Raw genomic sequence first — 13,665 nt, 5'->3', positions numbered from 1 at the left:
GAGGGCCCGCCGACCTTCCGGTCGGCGGGCCCTCGTGCCGTTCTCGCGGCGGTGCCGGTCAGCCGGCCTCGGTCAGCTCGCGGGCGCGCTTCACGTCGTCGGCCATCCGGTCCAGCAGCGCCTCGATGGAGTCGAACTTCTCCATCCCGCGCAGGTAGACCAGGAAGTCCACCGCCACGTGCAGCCCGTACAGGTCCAGGCCGACCCGGTCGATGGCGTACGCCTCGACGGTGCGCGCGGTGCCGTCGAAGGTCGGATTGGTGCCCACCGAGATCGCGGCCGGCATCCGCTCGCCGTCGGCCGTCAGCCAGCCCGCGTACACGCCGTCGGCCGGGACCGCGCTGTGCGGCACGGTCTCCACGTTGGCGGTCGGGTAGCCCAGCTCGCGGCCGCGCTGCGCGCCGCGCACCACCACGCCCTCCACCCGGTGCGGGCGGCCCAGTACCTCGGCCGCCCCCGCGACGTCGCCGGAGCCGACCAGCCGGCGGGTCAGCGTCGAGGAGAACGGCTCGCCGTCCCCCGCCGCGCCGCGCACCTGCAGGTCGACCACCTCGACGCCGCAGTCCGCGGCCCGGCCCAGCTCGGCCAGCAGCGCGACGTCGCCCGCCGCCCGGTGGCCGAAGCGGAAGTTCGGCCCCTCGACGACCAGGCACGCGTGCAGCGCGTCCACCAGCACCTGCCGGAAGAACTCCTCCGGCGACTCCTTGGAGAACTCGGTGGTGAACGGCAGCACCAGCACGGCGTCCACACCCAGCTCCTCGATGAGCTCCGCACGGCGCGGCTGCGGGGCGAGCAGCGGCGGGTGGCTGCCCGGGCGGACCACCTCGCTCGGGTGCGGGTCGAACGTGACCACCACCGAGCGGACGCCCCGCTCGCGGGCGCGCTCGACCACCCGGTTGATGATCAGCTGGTGTCCGCGGTGCACTCCGTCGAACGAGCCGATGGTGACGACGCTGCGTCCCCAGTCATCGGGGATCTCCTCCAGGCCACGCCAGCGCTGCACCTGACCGCTCCTTGTTCCCTACGGCGCGTACCGTCGGTACGCTCAAACGCTCAAAACCCGAACCCCTATAGCGTGCCATGCGCCTGTCCCGAGTTCGGCACCGGAAGGCAGGTTGGGCGCTCCAGCGGGTTCCGGGGCCCGGCGGCGGGCGGCCGCGGCGCCCCGGAACCGCCCGCGCGCTCGGCCTCCGCCGCCGCGTACTGCGGATCCCGGCCGGCCGCCACCAGGGCGCGCAGCCGGTCCAGCCGCGGCCCCACCGGGCGGGCCGGGCGCTCGTCCTGCGGCCAGCGCGCCAGCAGCGCGGCGAAGGCCGCCGACCGGCCGGCGCAGCGCACCAGCAGCCCGTCGGCGTCCGGCAGCCCGGCCGCCACCCGCACCAGCACCGCGCGGGCCCGCGCCGGCCGCTCGGCCGCGCAGTGCTCGGCCAGCCCGGCGACGGCGGCGGCCAGCACCTCCGGGTCCCCCTCGGTGGCCAGCAGGGTGTCCAGCAGCTCGCAGCGCAGCGCGTCCGCGACCGGGTCGGGCACCGGGCGGGACAGCACCTCGGCGAACGGCCGGCGGACGGCCACCGCGCGGGCCGCCAGGGCGCTGCTCAGCAGCGTCCGAAGCTCCAGCCGGGCCACCGCCCCCTCCGCCGCCCCGTGCGCCAGCCGGCGGCCCAGGTAGTCGACGGCGACCGGACCGGCCAGGGCCGGCCGCTCCCGCAGCAGCCGGGCGGCGAGTTCGGCGCCGCGCCGGGCGGCCAGCGGCGCCCGGGCGTCGGCCATCACCCGCAGCGTCCCGGCCACCGGCGCACCGGCCGGGTCCGCGCCGCCCGGGCCTCCCAGGCGGTCCGCCAGCGCCGCGAGGACCGGCTCCGGGTCGCTCTCCAGCGCCGGGGCCAGCGCCCGCGCGGTCAGGAACCGGTCGTCGCCGCGCCGGTACACGGCCAGCGCCGCCGGGAGGTGCCCGGCCCGGCTCCGCTCGTCCCGCAGCAGCAGGGCCAGCGCGGCGCCGTGCAGGGCGGGCTCGTCCTCCCGGGCCAGCAGCGCCAGCGCCGTGAACCGCAGCAGTTCCGCCCCGGCGCCGCGCGCGTACGGCGCGGTGCGCAGCGCGTGCACCGCGGCGGCGACGTGCCGTTCGGGCCGGGGGCCGTGGCTCCAGCGGTCCACCGCCCGGCAGAGCGCCGAGGGCTCCTCGGCGGCCAGTACGGCCAGCAGCGCGTCCGCCCGGGGGTGCGCTGCCCCGGCCAGCGCCTCGGTCAACTCGTCCAGGGCCAGCGCCCGGTGCGCGAACAGCAGGTCGTGCGCGAGGTCGGCGACGGTGGCCCCGGGGCGGCCGGGCAGACCGCGCGGATCGTCGAACCAGGCGCACAGCAGCGGCAGCACGCCCGCCGGATCGGCGCGCTGCCGCTCGGCCACCGCGGCGAGGAACCGCCGGTCCGGGCCGTCGGCGGCCACCAGCCTCCGCAGCAGCGCCAGTTCGCCCGGCACCGGCAGCCCCAGGGCGGCCCAGAACCCCGGTCCGAACCCGCCGAGCCCGTGCGCCGGCAGCCGTTCGAACCCTCCCGCGGCGGCCGACCGTTCGACGATCCGGTCGGCCAACTGCTCCAGCAGCGCCCGGTGTTCGCCGATGTCGGGGCTGGCCGCCAGGCCCGCGGCGAGCAGCGCGCGGGCCCACCGGCCGGGCTCGCTGCCCGGCGGGCGCAGGTCCACGGCGCGCCAGAGCCGGTGCAGCCACGGATCCAGCGCCGGCGCGCCCCAGGTCTCGCCGATCCGCCGGAGCGCGGCGGCCACCGGGCCGATCCGGTGCCGCGGTACGGTGGCGCGCGCCCCGCGCGCCCCGGGCGGCCCGGTCCCCGCGTCCCCGGCCGACGGACCGGGCGTGTCCTCGGCCTCGCCGAGCAGCAGCCGCAGCGCCGCGTCCAGATCCAGGTGCAGGCCCTGCAGCCAGTCGGCGAACTCCCCGTGGGCGAAGCGGTGGCCCGACCCGGCCGGGACGAACAGCCCCTCCGCCAGCACCGCCGTCGCCCACCCGCCGGCCGCCGGGAACAGCTCCTCGAACGCGGCCCGGCCCAGGCCGCCCTCCCCGGCGCCGAGCATCCGCCGCGCCGCCTCGTGCACCCGTCCGGCCACCGCCGCCGCCGTCCGCCGCACCTGCCCGGTGCCCTCCCCGGCCGGCCGGACGGCGCCCCGCCGGTGGGCCCCGGGCCGCCGGGAGCGGCCGTCCTCGGCGAGCCGCTGGGCCACCCGCAGACAGCACAGGTCGAGGTGGGCGGCGAACAGCTCGCTGCGGCGCACCGGCTCCCCGCGCAGCCCCTCCGCCCACAGTTCCCCCGCCAGCCGGACCGCCAACGGGTGCCGGGCGTCCGCCGGCGCCGGCCACCCCGGCGGCAGCCCGTAGCGCCGACGCACCCGGTCCGCGGCCTCGGCCGGCAGCGGACCGAGCCGCCGGACCTCCACCCGCACCGCGTCCGCCCGCCGTCCGGCGCCGCCGACCGGCACCAGGAACGCGCCCGCCGCCCCGTCCGGCGCCAACCCCTCCCAGGCCTCCTCCCCGCAGACGGTCAGCAGCCGCGCGCCGACCGCCGCCAGCCACCCCGCCGACGCCCGCAGCCAGTCGGCGTCGAGCGGCACCGGCGACTCCTCCGGCCCGTCCAGCACCACCAGCAGCGGCCGCCCGGCCGCCGCGCAGAGCGCCACCGCCGCGGCCCCCGGGGGAGGCACCTCCAGCCCGGCCGCCGCCGAGGCGAGCGCCCGCTCCACCGCCCCCGCGAGCGAGAGGTCACCGGCCACCAGATCGGCCCCGCGCAGCCACACCGTGGGCCGCGGCCGCTCCCCGCCCGCGCGGCGCGCGGCCACGGCCGCCGCCTCGGTGCTGCGCCCCGTGCCGGCCGCCCCCACCAGCGCCACCACCCCGGCCTCCGCCGTCCCGCCCGCGTCCGCCGCACCCCCGCCGGCCGGCGGGTCGGCCCACTCCGCCAGGCCGTCGGGGCGGTCCACCCGGTCGGCCGCGAGGGCGGTCACCCGGCCCGGGCCCGCGCCCGCCGCCGCGAGCTGGGCGGCGGTGAGCCGCAGCACCCCGGCCAGGTTGAGCGCGCGCCCGTACGCGGGCACCTCGGCCGCGTTGCGCGCCAGCACCTCGGCGAGTTCCGGCTCGACCGCGCCGGCACCCGACACGGGGACGGCGGCCGGCGGCCCCGACCGGCCCGGGGCGCGCAGGCCGGGCGCGACGACCGCGACCACCGCGCCGCTGCCGGCGTCCAGCACCGGCGCCCCGGCCGGAACGGCCGCCGCGTCCGCCGCCGGGGGCCCGTCGAGCAGCAGCACGCCGCCGATCAGGTGGAAGCGGTCGGCCTGCGGGTACACCGCCCCGGTCGTCGCGGCGGCGGCGCAGCGCAGCAGCACCGTCCGCCCGTCCGCGCGCCCCTCGCCCCGCACCGGGACCGGCAGCAGCAGCCCCTCGCCGCTGCCGGCCTCCGGCGGCGCCGCGAGGGGCAGCGGCGGGTCGGGCAGCCCGCCGGCCGGGTCGGTGCGCAGCAGGGCGAGCCCGTGCCCGGGCAGCGGCCGGACGTGGTCCGGGCCCACCACCCGGGTCTGCCCGCCGGAGAGGTGCAGGACGACCCCGTCGAGGCCCGCGACCACCTCGTGGGCGGTGAGGACGGTGCCCCGCCGGTCGACGACGAAGCCGAGCCCGCGCAGCCGTCCCTCCCGGTCGCTGATCCGCAGCAGCGACCGGCCGGCGTCGCCCGCCGGTTCGGTGTCGTCCTCCCCCGGCCGGCCCCTGAAGCCCCGCAGTCCCGGCATGCCCGCAGCCCTCCCCGCAGGGCCGGCCGGCCCTGGAGCGGACTCGTCGCGGCGACCTGCTCGCCGCCGGGGAGCCTGCCCGGCGCGACCGCGGACCGACCACGCCCACGCCGGTCACGACCGCCGTTCACTTCGCGAGCTCCCCCGTGCGGGTGAACTTCCCCCGCACCGGCCGACGCCGCGGTGCGGTCAGCCGACGAAAACGGCGACCGGACGGGCCTGGCCGCCCTTCTCCTCCACCAGGGCCAGGAAGGTGCCGTCCGGCCCGAACACCGCGATCGGCCCGTCCACGCCCAGCCCGGGCGCCTTCAGCCGGGCGCCGTGCGAGAGCTGCTTGGCCTGGTCGGCGTCGAGGTCCCAGCGCGGGAAGGCGGCCGCCGCGGCCGCGCCGATCGGCAGCACCTCCAGCGGCGCGCCGGGGCCGCCGGAGGCGCCGCCGGTGACGGCCTCCTCCAGCTGCTCCAGGGTCCGCGCCGACTCCACCCCGTACGGCCCGACCCTGGTGCGCCGCAGCGCCGTGAGGTGGCCGCCGACGCCGAGCCCGGCGCCGAGGTCCCGGGCCAGCGCCCGGATGTAGGTGCCGGAGGAGCACTCCACGGTGACGTCGAGGTCGATCACCGGGGTGCCGTCCTCCGCCACCGCCGCGCGCTGCTCGTGCACGGTGAACGCGTGGATGGTGGTCGGCCGGGCGGCGAGCTCGAAGTCCTCGCCCTCGCGCACCCGCGCGTACGACCGCTTGCCGTCGATCTTGATCGCGCTGACCTTGGACGGCACCTGCATGATCTCGCCGGTGAGCGCCGCGATCCCGGCGTCGATCGCCGCGCGGTCCACCGCGTCGGCCGGGGTCGAGGAGGTGACCTCGCCCTCCCGGTCGTCGGTGACGGTGGTCTGGCCGAGCCGGATCGTCGCCTCGTAGGTCTTGGCCGTGAGCATCAGATGGCCGAGCAGCCGGGTGGCCCGCTCGACGCCGATCACCAGCACGCCGGTGGCCATCGGGTCGAGGGTGCCGGCGTGGCCGACCTTCCGTGTCCCCGCCAGCCACCGCAGCTTGGCGACCACCCCGTGCGAGGTGATGCCCTCCGGCTTGTCCACGATGACCAGGCCGTCCGGACCGGTGCCTTTGCGCTTCATCAAGTTCTCTCTGTCAAAGCCCTGCAAACATCAACCGCACCGCAAAGCTACCGAAACCTCGGCGCGGCTACCGAACCCGCAGCGCGGCCCGGAACCGCTCCACCACCACGGCGACGTCCTCCCGGGCGGAGAAGCCGGCCGCGAAGACGTGCCCGCCGCCGCCCAGCGCGGCGCAGGCGGCCGCGACGTCCACCGCGCCCTTGGAGCGCGAGGAGCCGCGCAGCGTGCCGTCCGGGTCCTGCTTGAGCACCAGTGCCACCTCGGCCTCGGCCGGGCGGCGCAGGATGTCGATCAGTCCCTCGATCTCCTCGACGGTCACGCTGAACAGCACCAGGTCCTGGTACGGCACCCAGGTCCACACCAGGCCGAGCCCGCCCGCCGCCGCGGGCTCGTAGACGGCCCGGTCGAGCGCGCCGGCCAGCACCTTGAGGTAGCCGAAGGAGGAGGTGTCCCACAGCTGCCGCGCGATGAGGTCGTGCCGGATGCCGGTGGCCAGCAGCCGCGCCGCGAGCTCGTGCGTGGCCGGGGTGGTGGCCCGGTACTTGAACGAGCCGGTGTCGGTGGCGACGCCGGTGTAGAGGCAGGTCGCCAGGTCCTGGTCCAGCTCCACGCCGAGCCGGCGCAGCAGCTCGTCCACCAGGACGGCGGTGGCCGGGGCGGTCGGGTCGATCAGCTGGTGGGTGCCGAAACCGGGGTTGGAGGCGTGGTGGTCGAGGACGGCCAGCACCGGCGCGGCGAAGGCCTTGTCGTGCAGCAGGCCGAGCCGGCTCTCCGCCGCGACGTCGAAGCAGAGCACCAGCTCGGGGGTGTCGGGCACCGCCGCGGCCGGCACGATCAGCTCCTGGCCGGGCAGGAAGGCCAGCGACTCGGGGACGATCTGCGGGTCGTCGCCGAAGGAGACCCGGACCTCCTTGCCGAGGTCGCGCAGGGCCAGCGCGGCCGCCAGCGCGGAGCCGAGCGCGTCGCCGTCCGGGCAGATGTGGCAGATCAGGTCGACCGAGCGGGCCCGTCCGATCTCCGCGACCACCTGCTGCCAGACCAGCTCGGCCCCGCTCTCCTCGGCGCGCGGTCCGGGAAGCACCGCGAGGGCACCCTCCACCGTGTCGGTGGAGGACGCCCCCGTGGTCGAACCGGTACCGGCCGCCGAACCGGCAGCCGCCGGCTCACCCGCCATGACTACTCGTCCTCGTCGTCACGCTCGGACGCCGGAACCTTGTACGGGTCCGCGGCACCGGCGTAGGTCGCGCCCGCGGCGGTGGTGCGCACCGCGGCGTCGATGGCCCGGGCCCGGTCGAGCAGGTCGTCGATGTTCCGGGCGTTCTCCGGCAGGGCGTCCGCGACGAAGGTCAGCGTCGGGGTGAAGCGCACCCCGGTCTGCTTGCCGACCTCGGAGCGGAGCACGCCCTTGGCGCTCTCCAGCGCGGCGGCCGTGGCCTCACGCTCGGTGTCGTCGCCGAAGACGGTGTAGAAGACGGTGGCCTCGCGCAGGTCGCCGGTCACCCGTGCGTCGGTGATGGTCACGAACCCCAGTCGCGGGTCCTTGATCCGGCGCTCCAGGGTCTGGGCGACGACCACCTGGATGCGGTCGGCGAGCTTGCGCGCCCTTGCGGTGTCGGTCACGTTGCCTCCTCGTGCAGTGGGCCGGGTACTCGGGCGTGCTGCGCGCCCATCGGGGCCCCTGCCCCAAAGTACCGGCCCGCGCCCAGCCTTGTGGGCGCTCTCGGTCCTGATCCGTGTGAGAACGGCGACTCGCGCCGCCCTGCTCCACAGCTCTCATTCGTCGTCGTCGTTGTGGTAGCGCCTCCTGGCGGAGAGCAGCTCTACCTCGGGGCGGCCGGCGACCAACCGCTCACAGCTGTCCAGGATCTCGGTGACGTACCCGGCGTCGCCGGACACGACCGCCAGACCGATCTCGGCCCGGCGGTGCAGATCCTGGTTCCCGGTCTCGGCAGCGCACACGCTGTACTTGCGCTGCAGTTCGGCCACGATGGGCCGCACGATCGACCGCTTCTCCTTGAGCGAGTGGACGTCGCCCAGCAGCAGGTCGAAGGTGAGTGTTCCCACGAACATGTGTGACAGGTCAAGCCGACCTGGAAGGCCTCGGGGAGCGGTCCCGAACCGGACCGCTCCCCGGACCCTACACAGCAGGACCGGGGCCGGTCGACGGAAATTCCATCCGTCGACCGGCCCCGGCAGCCACCCGCTTACGCGCGCGGCTTCTCGCGCATCTCGTAGGTCTCGATGATGTCCTCGACCTTGATGTCGTTGAACGAGCCCAGGGTGACACCGGCCTCGAAGCCCTCGCGGACCTCGGTCGCGTCGTCCTTGAAGCGGCGCAGACCCTCGATGGTGAGGCTCTCCGCCACGACCTTGCCGTCGCGCAGCAGGCGGGCCTTGGCGTTGCGGCGGATGATGCCGTCGCGGACCAGGACACCGGCGATGTTGCCGAACTTGGAGGAGCGGAAGACCTCGCGGATCTCCGCGGCGCCGAGGCGCACCTCCTCGTACTCCGGCTTGAGCATGCCCTTGAGGGCGTTCTCGATCTCCTCGATCGCCTGGTAGATGACCGAGTAGTACCGGACGTCCACGCCTTCCTTGTCGGCCGCGGCGCGCGCACGACCCTCCGCGCGCACGTTGAAGCCGATGATGATGGCGTCCGAGCCCATCGCCAGGTCCACGTCGGACTCGGTGATGGCACCCACACCGCGGTGCAGGACCCGGAGCTCGACCTCCTCGCCCACGTCCAGCTTGACGAGGGCGTCCTCCAGGGCTTCCACCGAACCGGAGACGTCACCCTTGATGATGAGGTTGAGCTGCTCGATGGAGCCGGCGGCGATGGCCTTGTCCAGGTCCTCCAGGGACACCCGGACCCGACGCTGCGCGAAGGCGGCGTTGCGGTCGCGGGCCGAGCGCTTCTCGGCGATCTGGCGGGCGGTGCGGTCCTCGTCGACGACGATGAAGCTGTCGCCGGCGCGGGGCACCGAGGTCAGACCGAGCAGCAGCACCGGGCGGGACGGGCCGGCCTCGGCGACGTTGTTGCCGTTCTCGTCCAGCATCGCGCGGACGCGGCCGTAGGCGTCGCCGACCACGATCGAGTCGCCGACGCGGAGGGTACCGCGCTGCACCAGGACGGTCGCCATGGCACCGCGGCCCTTGTCGAGGTGGGCCTCGATGGCGATACCCTGCGCGTCCTGCTCGGGGTTGGCCCGCAGGTCGAGCGAGGCGTCCGCGGTCAGGACCACGGCCTCCAGCAGCTGGTCGATGTGCAGACCCTGGCGCGCGGAGATGTCGACGAACATGGTGTCGCCGCCGTACTCCTCGGCCACCAGGCCGAACTCGGTCAGCTGGCCGCGGACCTTGGTCGGGTCGGCGCCCTCGACGTCGATCTTGTTGACGGCGACCACGATCGGCACACCGGCGGCCTTGGCGTGGTTGAGCGCCTCGACCGTCTGCGGCATGACACCGTCGTTGGCCGCGACCACCAGGATCGCGATGTCGGTGGACTTCGCACCACGGGCACGCATGGCGGAGAACGCCTCGTGACCCGGGGTGTCGAGGAAGGTGATCGGGCGCTGCTCGCCGTTCACCTCGGTGACGACCTGGTAGGCACCGATGTGCTGGGTGATGCCACCGGCCTCGCCGGCCACCACGTTGGACTTGCGGATGGCGTCCAGCAGGCGGGTCTTACCGTGGTCGACGTGACCCATGACGGTGACGACCGGCGGGCGCGGGGCCAGCTGGTCCTCGTCGCCCTCGTCGGCACCGAAGTCGATGTCGAACGACTCCAGCAGCTCGCGGTCCTCGTCGTCCCGGCTGACGATCTCCAGCTGGAAGCCCATCTCGCCGGCCAGCAGCTCGAGGGTCGCGTCGGAGACCGACTGGGTCGCGGTGACCATCTCACCGAGGTTGAACATGACGGAGACGAGCGCGGCCGGGTTGGCGTTGATCTTCTCCGCGAAGTCCATCAGCGAGGCGCCGCTCGACAGGCGAACGGTCTGGCCGTTGCCGCGAGGCAGCATCACACCGCCGACGGACGGGGCCTGCATGGCCTCGTACTCCTGGCGCTTCGCCCGCTTCGACTTGCGACCACGGGCCGGACGGCCACCGGGGCCGCGGCCGAAGGCACCCTGCGTGCCACCACGGGCACCCGGGCCACCGGGACGGCCGCCGAAGCCACCCGGACGCGGGCCGAAGCCACCGCCACCGCCGCCCGGGGCACCGCCACCGGGACGGGGGCCGCCGAAGCCGCCACCGGCCGGACGCGAGCCCGGACCGGCCGGACGGCCCTGGAAGCCCGGACGGGCGCCACCGGCACCCGGACCACCCGGACGGCCACCGGGGCCACCCGGACCACGGCCACCCGGGCCGGGACGCGGGCCCGGACCGGCCGGACGCTGCGGCATCATGCCCGGGTTCGGACGCGGCATGCCCGACGGGGTCGGACGCGGGCCGGCCGGACGCGGCATGCCGTCGGGGCGCGGAGCACCGGCACCCGGGGCACCCGGAGCGGCCGGACGCGGCGCGCCACCGGGACGCGGGGCGCCACCCGGACGGGGGGCACCGGCACCGGGGGCACCCTGGCCACCCGGACGCGGACGGTCGCCACCCGGACGGGGGGCACCGGCACCGGGGGCACCCTGGCCACCCGGACGCGGACGGTCGCCACCCGGACGGGGACGGTCGCCACCCTGGCCGGCCGGGGCACCCGGACGCGCACCCGGCGCGCCGGGACGGCGGTCGCCGGGACGCGCCATACCGGTGGCGCTGCCCGAGGTGAACGGGTTGTTGCCCGGACGCGGGCCGGCCGGACGCGGGCCCGGACGGGCGCCGCCGCCGGCGGCGGGGCCGGCCGGACGCGAGGCCTGGGCGGCCGGACGCGAGGCCTGGGCCGGGGTCTCACCGGACACGGGGGCCGGCGAGGAGAACTCGGCCGCGGGGGCGGCCGGAGCCGCCGGGCGCGGAGCCGGGCGCGGGCCCGGCGTCGGGCCGGACGCCTTGGGCGCGGCCGGGGCGGCGGCCGCCGGGGCCGGAGCCGGGGCGGCCGGGCCTGCGGCCGGGGCGGGACGGGGACCGGGGGCCGCGGGGCGCGGACCCGGGGCACCCGGCTTGGGTGCACCCGCGGCCGAACCGGCCGCGGGCTGGGGCGCCGCGGGCTTCCGCGGGCCCGGCTTGGCAGCGGAACCACCACCGGTGGGGGGAACACCAAGCGCGTCAGTCAACTTGCGTACGACCGGCGCCTCGATCGTCGAGGACGCCGAACGGACGAACTCACCCAGCTCGGTGAGCTTGGCCATGACGGCCTTGCTCTCCAAACCGAGCTCCTTGGCGAGTTCGTAAACCCGGACCTTAGCCACTTCACTCCTGTCTATGAGTCCGGGGGTCTCGTCCGCCGGACTGTCGCTACTTCATGGGCGTACCCATCGCGTACTCATCGCGTACTCATCGAGTGCTCATCGCAATCTCGACCTACTTCCACATCGCGAGGTACCTGACTGGTGGCACGGCGTACGGCTGCCCGTGCGCCGTGCTTGTTGCGGTGGTTCTCCGCCGCGCGAGCGGCGAGCCGTCACGGGGAGCTGTCGCTCACCCGCTCCTCGATGAACTCGCGGAGCCGCCCGGTGTCGAGCGCGCCCTGGAGCCGGAAGGCCCGGGGGAACGCCCGTCGGCGGACCGCGAGGTCGAGGCAGGCCGGTTCGGGGTGCAGGTGTGCGCCCCGGCCCGGCAGTGCGCCACGGGGATCAGGGACGCAGACGCCCTCGACCGCCGTGACACGCAACAGCTGGTGCTTGGCCGCGCGCTTGCGGCAGCCCACGCAGGTGCGCTCCGGGCGTGCTCGGACATGCGTCCGGCCAGACGAAGGCAAGTCTACCCCTCCGAAGGGACATGGCGCCGCCCCGCCGATCCCGGGGGAACCGGCGGGGGCGGTCGGACGGCAACGACTACTGGGCCGCGGATTCCTGCTCGGCGCCCTCGGTGTCCGGCCGGATGTCGATCCGCCACCCGGTGAGACGGGCGGCCAGACGGGCGTTCTGCCCCTCCTTGCCGATCGCCAGCGACAGCTGGTAGTCCGGCACGATCACCCGTGCGGAGCGCTGGGCGAGGTCCACGATCTCCACGCTGGTCACCCGGGCGGGGGACAGCGCGGCGGCGACCATCTCGCGCGGGTCCTCCGACCAGTCGACGATGTCGATCTTCTCGCCGTGCAGCTCGCCCATCACCGCGCGCACCCGGGAGCCCATCGGGCCGATGCAGGCGCCCTTGGCGTTCAGCCCCTGGCGGCGCGACCAGACCGCGATCTTGGTCCGGTGGCCGGCCTCACGGGCGATCGCCGCGATCTCCACGCTGCCGTCCGCGATCTCCGGGACCTCCAGCGCGAACAGCTTCTTCACCAGGTTGGGGTGGGTGCGCGACAGCGTCACCGACGCCCCGCGCACGCCCCGGCGCACGGCCACGACGTAGCACTTCAGCCGGGTGCCGTGCCGGTAGTCCTCGCCCGGGACCTGCTCCTGCGGCGGGAGGATGGCCTCCAGCTTGCCGATGTCGACCAGCACGTTCTTCGGGTCGTTGCCCTGCTGGACGACACCGGTGACGATGTCGCCCTCCTTGCCCGCGTACTCGCCGAAGGTCTGGTCGTCGGCGGCGTCGCGCAGGCGCTGCATCATCACCTGCATGCCGATGCTGGAGGCGATCCGGCCGAAGCCGCTCGGGGTGTCGTCGAACTCCTTCGGCTCGACGCCCTCCTCCAGCTCCGACGCGTCCTCGGTCGCCCAGACCGTCACGTGGCCGGTCTTGCGGTCCAGCTCGACCCGGGCGCGGCGGCGCGAGCCCTCGGTGCGGTGGTACGCGGTGAGGAGGGCCGACTCGATCGACTCGACCACGAGGCCGAAGGGGATGTTCTTCTCGCTGACCAGCGTGCGCAGGGCACTCATGTCGATGTCCACGGCTACGCCTCCTCGTCTTTCGTCACGTTCATCATGGTGCGGTCGGTGCGCAGGTCGTCACTCCGCACCGTCGTCCCCCTCGTCGAGCAGCAGCTCGTCGTCCTTGCGGTTGAACTCCACCTGGACCCGCGCACGGGCGATCTCGCCGTACTCCAGACGGCGCTCCTTGGGCCGGCCGCGGCCCTTCACCGGCTGCACCTCGACCAGCGCGCCGTCCTCGTCCGCCTCCAGCACCCGCGCGACGATCTCCCCGCCGTCGACCAGGTGGATCTTGGCCAGCCGGCCCTCGGCGCGGGCCCAGTGCCGCGGCGCGCCCAGCGGACGCTCGGCACCCGGCGAACCGACCTCCAGGACGTACGCCCCGGAACCCATCACGTCCGACTCGTCGAGGGCCTCGCCGACCACCCGGCTGAACTCCGCGATGGTGTCCAGGTCCACGCCGCCGTCGGCGTCTACGTCGATCTGCACCTGGCGGCGGCTGCCCGCCTGGGTGACCTTGACGTCCTCCAGATCCAGGCCCGCCTGCGCGGCCAGCGGCTCCAGCAACGCGCGCAGCCGGTCGGTGTGGGTGGTGCTCATCCGGGTGGACTCCTCGGCCGCGTCTGCTGTTGTCAGAAGGTCGCGCCGCACCCCCGGCGCCGGTACGGCGCACGGCCGGGTCACGGCAGCTCGGCCCAAAGCCTAGCCGGTGAACCCCCCAACCACCGATTCCGGCCCCGGCCCCGGCTCACCCGGTGCGAGCAAGCTCACACCGCCCGCACGCCCCCACCGCGAACGCAATCCACGCCCACAGACGTAAGGATTC

10 protein-coding genes are annotated in these 13,665 nt (G+C 75.7%); all 10 read right to left on the bottom strand.

Features of this window, described 5'->3' with window-relative positions:
* Nucleotides 1–58: 58 nt before the first annotated feature.
* Nucleotides 59–1,003, bottom strand: a complete 945-nt coding sequence (locus tag ACFC0B_RS37460; protein WP_376096821.1) for a bifunctional riboflavin kinase/FAD synthetase — start codon at nucleotides 1,001–1,003, stop codon at nucleotides 59–61.
* A 65-nt stretch (nucleotides 1,004–1,068) separates the two neighbouring features.
* The gene (locus ACFC0B_RS37455; RefSeq protein WP_376096818.1) at nucleotides 1,069–4,788 is read right to left on the bottom strand and encodes a serine protease; all 3,720 of its coding nucleotides are present in this window, start codon (nucleotides 4,786–4,788) and stop codon (nucleotides 1,069–1,071) included.
* 189 nt (nucleotides 4,789–4,977) lie between these two features.
* Entirely contained in the window at nucleotides 4,978–5,919 is a 942-nt protein-coding gene (truB, locus tag ACFC0B_RS37450; RefSeq protein WP_376096816.1) for a tRNA pseudouridine(55) synthase TruB, read from the bottom strand.
* A 67-nt stretch (nucleotides 5,920–5,986) separates the two neighbouring features.
* Complete coding sequence (locus tag ACFC0B_RS37445) at nucleotides 5,987–7,093, bottom strand: bifunctional oligoribonuclease/PAP phosphatase NrnA (protein WP_376096813.1); 1,107 nt, start codon at nucleotides 7,091–7,093, stop codon at nucleotides 5,987–5,989.
* Between the two features lie 2 nt (nucleotides 7,094–7,095).
* Nucleotides 7,096–7,539, bottom strand: coding sequence for a 30S ribosome-binding factor RbfA (gene rbfA, locus ACFC0B_RS37440; protein ID WP_376096810.1), 444 nt, complete (start codon nucleotides 7,537–7,539; stop codon nucleotides 7,096–7,098).
* Nucleotides 7,540–7,692: 153 nt separating this feature from the next.
* Nucleotides 7,693–7,989, bottom strand: a complete 297-nt coding sequence (locus ACFC0B_RS37435) for a DUF503 domain-containing protein (RefSeq protein ID WP_376096807.1) — start codon at nucleotides 7,987–7,989, stop codon at nucleotides 7,693–7,695.
* 134 nt (nucleotides 7,990–8,123) lie between these two features.
* Nucleotides 8,124–11,273, bottom strand: coding sequence for a translation initiation factor IF-2 (gene infB, locus ACFC0B_RS37430; RefSeq protein ID WP_376096804.1), 3,150 nt, complete (start codon nucleotides 11,271–11,273; stop codon nucleotides 8,124–8,126).
* Nucleotides 11,274–11,485: 212 nt separating this feature from the next.
* Nucleotides 11,486–11,731 (bottom strand): YlxR family protein, encoded by a 246-nt coding sequence (locus tag ACFC0B_RS37425; protein ID WP_375969135.1) that lies wholly within the window; start codon nucleotides 11,729–11,731, stop codon nucleotides 11,486–11,488.
* 127 nt (nucleotides 11,732–11,858) lie between these two features.
* Nucleotides 11,859–12,860 carry a transcription termination factor NusA gene (gene nusA, locus ACFC0B_RS37420; protein ID WP_376096801.1) on the bottom strand — a complete coding sequence of 334 codons (1,002 nt, stop codon included), beginning with the start codon at nucleotides 12,858–12,860 and terminating at the stop codon, nucleotides 11,859–11,861.
* 57 nt (nucleotides 12,861–12,917) lie between these two features.
* Nucleotides 12,918–13,439 (bottom strand): ribosome maturation factor RimP, encoded by a 522-nt coding sequence (gene rimP, locus ACFC0B_RS37415; protein WP_376096798.1) that lies wholly within the window; start codon nucleotides 13,437–13,439, stop codon nucleotides 12,918–12,920.
* Nucleotides 13,440–13,665 lie beyond the last annotated feature (226 nt).

The organism is Kitasatospora sp. NPDC056184 (assembly GCF_042268405.1).
Lineage (GTDB): Bacteria > Actinomycetota > Actinomycetes > Streptomycetales > Streptomycetaceae > Kitasatospora.
The sequence above is the reverse complement of the archived record's forward strand: the minus strand, read 5'-3'. Positions and strand labels throughout refer to the sequence as shown.

Excerpts from the sequence above, each read along its gene's own strand:
- ACFC0B_RS37455 (WP_376096818.1), bottom strand. The coding sequence starts at position 4,788 with ATGCCGGGACTGCGGGGCTTCAGGGGCCGGCCGGGGGAGGACGACACC.
- ACFC0B_RS37445 (WP_376096813.1), bottom strand. The coding sequence starts at position 7,093 with ATGGCGGGTGAGCCGGCGGCTGCCGGTTCGGCGGCCGGTACCGGTTCG.
- rimP (WP_376096798.1), bottom strand. The coding sequence starts at position 13,439 with ATGAGCACCACCCACACCGACCGGCTGCGCGCGTTGCTGGAGCCGCTG.
- ACFC0B_RS37435 (WP_376096807.1), bottom strand. The coding sequence starts at position 7,989 with ATGTTCGTGGGAACACTCACCTTCGACCTGCTGCTGGGCGACGTCCAC.
- truB (WP_376096816.1), bottom strand. The coding sequence starts at position 5,919 with ATGAAGCGCAAAGGCACCGGTCCGGACGGCCTGGTCATCGTGGACAAG.